At 43.3% G+C, this 6,255-nt stretch carries 6 protein-coding genes; all 6 read left to right on the forward strand.

The genetic code is table 11. The annotated features are described in order from the left end of the window. The coding region (locus BLQ60_RS14000; protein WP_143005225.1) for a hypothetical protein at window positions 1-72 on the forward strand (72 nt) is incomplete at its 5' end. Between the two features lie 59 nt (window positions 73-131). Then, complete coding sequence (gene pcaD / locus BLQ60_RS13855; RefSeq protein ID WP_092621859.1) at window positions 132-917, forward strand: 3-oxoadipate enol-lactonase; 786 nt, start codon at window positions 132-134, stop codon at window positions 915-917. A 298-nt stretch (window positions 918-1,215) separates the two neighbouring features. Continuing rightward, window positions 1,216-2,583, forward strand: a complete 1,368-nt coding sequence (locus BLQ60_RS13860) for an MFS transporter (RefSeq protein ID WP_092621862.1) — start codon at window positions 1,216-1,218, stop codon at window positions 2,581-2,583. A gap of 100 nt (window positions 2,584-2,683) precedes the next feature. After that, complete coding sequence (locus BLQ60_RS13865; protein ID WP_092621865.1) at window positions 2,684-3,967, forward strand: DcaP family trimeric outer membrane transporter; 1,284 nt, start codon at window positions 2,684-2,686, stop codon at window positions 3,965-3,967. Window positions 3,968-4,104: 137 nt separating this feature from the next. Continuing rightward, on the forward strand, window positions 4,105-4,746 hold the full coding sequence (locus tag BLQ60_RS13870; RefSeq protein ID WP_244516063.1) for a CC0125/CC1285 family lipoprotein: 642 nt from the start codon (window positions 4,105-4,107) through the stop codon (window positions 4,744-4,746). A gap of 49 nt (window positions 4,747-4,795) precedes the next feature. Next, on the forward strand, window positions 4,796-6,118 hold the full coding sequence (locus BLQ60_RS13875; RefSeq protein WP_092621868.1) for a DUF445 domain-containing protein: 1,323 nt from the start codon (window positions 4,796-4,798) through the stop codon (window positions 6,116-6,118). The last annotated feature ends 137 nt before the right edge of the window (window positions 6,119-6,255 follow it).

Below are 6,255 nucleotides of genomic sequence, written 5' to 3' on the forward strand. Positions count from 1 at the left end.
GGAACCTATGCCTTATGTTCAATGTGTATTGGTGTCGGGCAAGGTATTGCCATGATTATTCAACGGGTTTAATACAGCGTTAAGGATTGCGGTCACCGCATTGATTGAATCAACAAACAGAGCAGATAAGCATGACATTTTTTCAACATCAAGATCTAGAAATCCACTATGAAACTTTCGGCGATCCAAAGCAACCAAGCCTTGTTTTTTCGAATTCGCTCGGCACCAATTATGGCATGTGGCAAAAGCAAATTAATGCACTGAAAAAATCCTTTTATCTGATCTGTTATGACACTCGAGGGCATGGTCACTCATCTGCACCTGATGGTGCCTATCAATTGTCACAGCTGGGTGAAGATGTGATTGCGCTACTCAATCATTTAGGGATTCGTAAAGCATTCTTTTGTGGCATTTCGATGGGCGGATTGATTGGACAATGGCTTGCCATACACTATCCTGAACGCTTTGAAAAAATCTTGATCGCCAATACCGCTGCCAAAATTGGAACAGCCAGCGCATGGCATGAACGTGCCAATTTGGTACGCCAACAAGGTTTAAAACCCATCGCCGACAGCGCAGCAAGTCGCTGGTTTACGCCAGAATTTATTGAAAATCACTGTAATTTGGTCAGCACGTTGTGTAATGATCTTGCCATTGCTAGTGCGGCAGGCTACGCCAATTGCTGTGAAGCCTTAGCGCAAGCTGACCTACGTACAGACATTGAAAATATCACCCTGCCCGTCATCATTATCGCTGGACAACTAGATCCCGTGACAACGGTCGAAGATGCACAATTCATGCATCAATGCATCGCACAGAGTCAACTGTTTGAGCTCGATGCCTCACATATTTCAAACATTGAACAAGCCGATCAGTTTAACGACATCATCATGAGCGCATTTCAAGCTCAGCAATGAAATATTAACCGTTATCGTTCTGAATATTGAAATAATATTCATATAATTATCCCATGATGATAATTTAAATAAATAACCATTTTTAATCCAATAATGATTTAATACTTTTTGAGTTATAAAAATATTTCAAAATTTGACACATTTTCGAAATACCCACCTCAAGCAGACATTAATATCGGGTTTATTTTATTTTGCATACCTAATAAGTATAAAGATATATGCAATCGGTTTTGGACATTTCATTGAATAAAAAATAACTTTATCAATAAGTAAAAAACTTCACAACAGGAGGTGAAGCATGCAAAGCGAGCAGATTAATGTCAGCGATATTGTTGATCATGCCAAATTTTCAGGATTCCATTGGACTGTTTTATTATGGTGTCTATTTATTATTATCTTTGATGGATATGATCTCATTGTATATGGTGTGGCACTACCATTATTAATGCAAGAATGGGCATTAACTGCCGTACAAGCAGGATTATTAGCCAGCGCCGCTTTATTCGGCATGATGTTCGGTGCCATGTTTTTCGGCACATTATCCGACAAGCTCGGTCGTAAAAAAACCATTATGATTTGTGTCGGTTTATTTAGTGGTTTTACCTTTTTATGTGCTTTTGCCAAAGATCCTGTCTCATTTGCGATTTTACGCTTCCTTGCTGGCTTAGGCATTGGCGGTGTGATGCCGATCTGTGTGGCGCTGACCTCTGAATATGCACCAAAACGCATGCGTAGCACCATGGTTGCCATCATGTTCAGTGGCTATGCGATTGGCGGCATGATGTCTGCCCTGCTTGGTGCATGGTTGGTTGCAGATCATGGTTGGAACATTATGTTTTATATCGCAGGCATTCCGTTGTTGTTACTTCCAATTATTTGGAAATTCCTACCAGAATCTTTAATGTTTCTTGTAAAAAAAGGACGTCAAGACGAAGCCAAGAAAAATCTATCATTAATTTCCCCAGAAACCGTGGTTACGGCAAATACCACACTAAAACTCAATGAATCAACTGAAGACAATGATGCGCCATTACCCGCATTATTTCAGCGTGGACGTGGCTTTAGCACCATTATGTTTTGGATCGCATTCTTCATGTGCTTATTAATGGTTTACGCCCTCGCCAGTTGGTTGCCAAAATTGATGATTCAAGCGGGTTATTCACTCGGTGCAAGTATGCTGTTCTTATTTGCGCTCAATATCGGTGGAATGATCGGTGCGATTGGTGGTGGCTATTTATCAGACCGCTTCCATATCAAAAAAGTCTTGGTGGCGATGTTTGTTTTCGGTGCGATTGCATTGATCTTACTTGGATTTAATAGTCCTGCATTTGTCCTTTACAGCTTGATTGCCGTTGCGGGTGCGACCACGATCGGTTCACAAATTCTGCTTTATACCTTTGTTGCGCAATATTATCCAACAGCAGCACGCTCGACTGGAATGGGATGGGCGTCAGGCATTGGACGGATTGGTGCGATTGTCGGTCCAGTATTAACTGGTGCATTGTTAACCTTACATCTACCCCATCACATGAACTTTTTGGCAATCGCCATCCCAGGTGCAATCGCAGCATTAGCGATCTTCCTCGTCAACCTTCGAGCTTCGGTTGATGGTGTACAAGCTGCCAGCCAAATGCAACAGCCCAACCAAAAAGTGACTCAATCTTAGTTCGGCTTTTTATCTACTTTCAATTAACCAATTTCTATCACCCTATCTCAACGGCGCATTCAACAGACTGAATGCGTCCCCACACAAATGGATTTTTGATATGAAACGACTTCAAACACATTTCCGCCGCCAGCAACTCATGCTCGCAATCACTGCCACTTTATGCACGCAAGTTAGCTTTTCCGCTGAAATCACCGATGCAGAGCTCAATGATTTACGCCAGCAAATCGCAGAATTACGCAATCAAGTCGCTGCGTTACAAGCACAGCCTGTCGCAATAACAAGCCAAACCACCGACACCAAGACCTTATCCATGCCTCAGCCCAAGCTCTCGTTCAAAACCAAAGCGGGTGCTGATCTGAACTTTTATGGATTTGTTCGTGCTGATGCGTCTTATCAAGCCAAAGGTGCGTCGACCATGTATAACAATATCAGCGCAGTGCCACTAGAAGGCACGGCTGAAGAAGACAAGCAACAAGATCGCTTCCAAGCCACCGCCACGGCGACGCGTTTTGGTATGGATTTCAAAACGCCAACCGCAATCGGTGATGTCGGCGGAAAAATCGAAATGGATTTCTTTGGAGGCTCGACACGTGATCAATTCCGTATTCGCCACGCCTATCTGACCTACGCCAATTGGTTGGTCGGTCAAACATGGTCGAACTTTATCGCTCCTGAATATTTACCTGAATCACTGGATGCAGCAACCTATGTCGGTGGGTCGCTACAACGTGTACCTATTGTCAAATACACCGATAACATTACCGACAAAACCAATTTTGCAGTCAGCGTCGAAGATCCTAAATATAACACTCGCTCTGATCCTGATAATGAAATGCGTCTGCCAGCCTTAGTCGGACGCATCAATCATAAGTTTGATAATGGCTCAGTCATCTCTGGACGTAGTTTTGTCGCTGAGAAAAAAACCACTGAAGATGAAAATGTATCATGGGGACTTGGACTGGGTGGAAAATATCAAATCACACCCGAAACAATGCTCAAGGCAGATTATTATCATGTCAAAGGCGATGGAAAATTCTTATTCTGGGCAAACAGTGGCTATGTCCTCGATGAAGATAACCAAATGCATAGCAATGAATTTGACGTCTTCACTGTGGGTTTAAGCCATAGCTTTAGTCCAAAACTACGCTCAACCATCGGCTATGGCTATATGAAAGCTGATGATAATAACGAATTTGCTGAACTCAGCTATGACGATACCTCACAAAATAAATCATTGTGGCAAGGTTGGGTCAATGCGATCTATAAACCTTATACGCCGATTGAGCTCGGTGTGGAATATGTCTATGGTGAGCGTGAAACATTTGATGGACAAAATGGTATAGATAACCGTATCAACATGATGGCGGTTTATCACTTCTAACATCAAATCCCAATGCGTTAATAACGTGAATCAGGGCATCTTCCCCAAGCAGTTTGGTGAAGATGCCTTTTAACATATTTTATTTTTCATCATCAACGATTTCCGCTAAGCTGAATGATATGTATGGAGATCAAGTCATGTCATCGTTTCAACCGATTAAAATCATTCAAGCTCTAACAATTTCTATTGTTTTGGCAACACTGGTCGGTTGTGCCAGCACCCCAAAACAACCGAGAACGTTTAACCAACTCGGACAATTCCAAGAAATTCCACTCAATCAAAATAGCTACCGTATCGGCTTTCGCACGCATCCCGATGCATCTTACGGCTATGCCGAAGAGGTGACCTTACTCAAATCTGCTCAAGTAACCGTGCAGCAGGGCTTTGATGCATTTAAAGTCATCGATGACCCAACCAATCGCACCAATCAGCAGCAGCAACGACAAACCGTGGTCTATCCGAGCCGACCGTATTATTCTTCTTTTGGCTTCCACGATCGCTTCTATGATCCGTTCTATCGCCCCTATTGGCACGATCCTTTCTTTGATACCCCCTATGTGGTCAATGTCGATCCCGTTGAAGTTGCCTATACTATCCAAATGTTTCAGAGCAACATGGCGCCAAGCGATGCATTTGATGCACGGCGTATTCTTGAAGCGATTGGTGGAAAATATGGACTCCGTGCAGATGGTTCGGTGACCTTAGCAAGCCCGACACCAAACACGCCTGCGTCAACTACGCCAGCATCAAATACACCTGTGAAAACAACAACACCATGACAATGTGACAATGACAACCTGATTCACCTGTATAGGAAATAAATCGTCGATGACCGACAACAGCGCACACACCGTGATCGAAGCCGAAGTTCCCAGTCTAAATCGCTCCAAACGATTGGCAAGTATCGCACTGATTATTGCGGTATGCAGTTGGCTGGCATTGATGATTCTTGCCAAAGTATTTCCTGAATATCTGTGGCTTTTTCATATTCTGATGCTCTCCGCCGAAGCGGGTGTGGTGGGTGGCTTGGCAGATTGGTACGCCATCACCGTACTGTTTCGCAATCCTTTTGGCAAAATGCCACTGCCCAAACTGCTTCGTGATCACACCGAGATTATCCCCAGAAATAAAGCCCGTATTGCTGAGTCGATGGGAAAATTCGTACAAGAAAACTTCCTCTCGCCAACGGTAGTGCAAAATAGTTTAGCCAAATTTGACCTAAGCCTTGCCAGCGCACAATGGCTACAACAACAGCAAAATAGCCAAAAAATCGTCGATGTGGTGCAGTTTGGTGTGCCGAAAATCTTTGAATTTGTTGAACAACAGCAAATTAGCAACTTCATTCAAGACAACAGCATCCAGTGGCTAAAAAGCACAAAATTCAATAACTTACTCAGTGAAATGTTACGTGCAGTGCTCGACAATGACTTTCATCAAGAGGTGCTACAACGTGGTTTAGACATGGCACATCAATGGGTCAAAGAAAATCCTAAACGCACCTATCAACTCACTGAAAAACTCTTTAGCGAACTCGGTGTCGGTACGCTGGCGCGTGGCGCAACATGGATTGGTATCGATGTACAACAACGCACCATCAACGCCTTTATCAGCAAAGTCGAGCAAATACTTGCCGATCCTGAACATCCGTGGCGCATGCAAATCGAACAGCAAGCCCGCAAAGTCATGGAACAGCTTGCTGATCCTGATAGCGAAATCAGTCTAAAATTAAATGAAAGTAAAAATAAATTGCTCGACAGCCCGCAACTGGTGAACTTTATCGGTAGCTCTGTGGCGATTCTCTGCAATGCGATCAAACAAGATTTGGAACAAGAAAACTCTGGTATCGCCAGTAACCTACATGCTGTGATCATGCAACTTGGGCAAAATATCGAACGCAATCAAGCGGTGCGTGAAGTATTTAATCAACGCTTTAGTCAAATCGCCGTGCAACTCAGCAGTGACTATAGCGATAAGGTGATTCGCTTTATCAGTGAGCGTATTCATGAGTGGGATTCACATGAGATGATCGATAAGATCGAAACCGAAGTCGGTGGCGACCTACACATGATCCGTGTCAATGGTGTCGTAGTTGGTGCCTTTATTGGACTATGTTTGGGGATATTCCGAGCTGTGGTCGAGCATTTTATCTAGTTTTTTTATTTGGGTGTTTTTTATCTGGTTTTGTTATTTAGATAGGCTCTAGACTAGCAGTTTAATAATTTCTGATGAGTTTCCATAGTTCTTTAGCGAGCTCATCAGGCTCTTTCTTCCACCGCCATTCACATTCT

It is taken from the genome of Acinetobacter marinus (genome assembly GCF_900096915.1).
Classification (GTDB): domain Bacteria; phylum Pseudomonadota; class Gammaproteobacteria; order Pseudomonadales; family Moraxellaceae; genus Acinetobacter; species Acinetobacter marinus.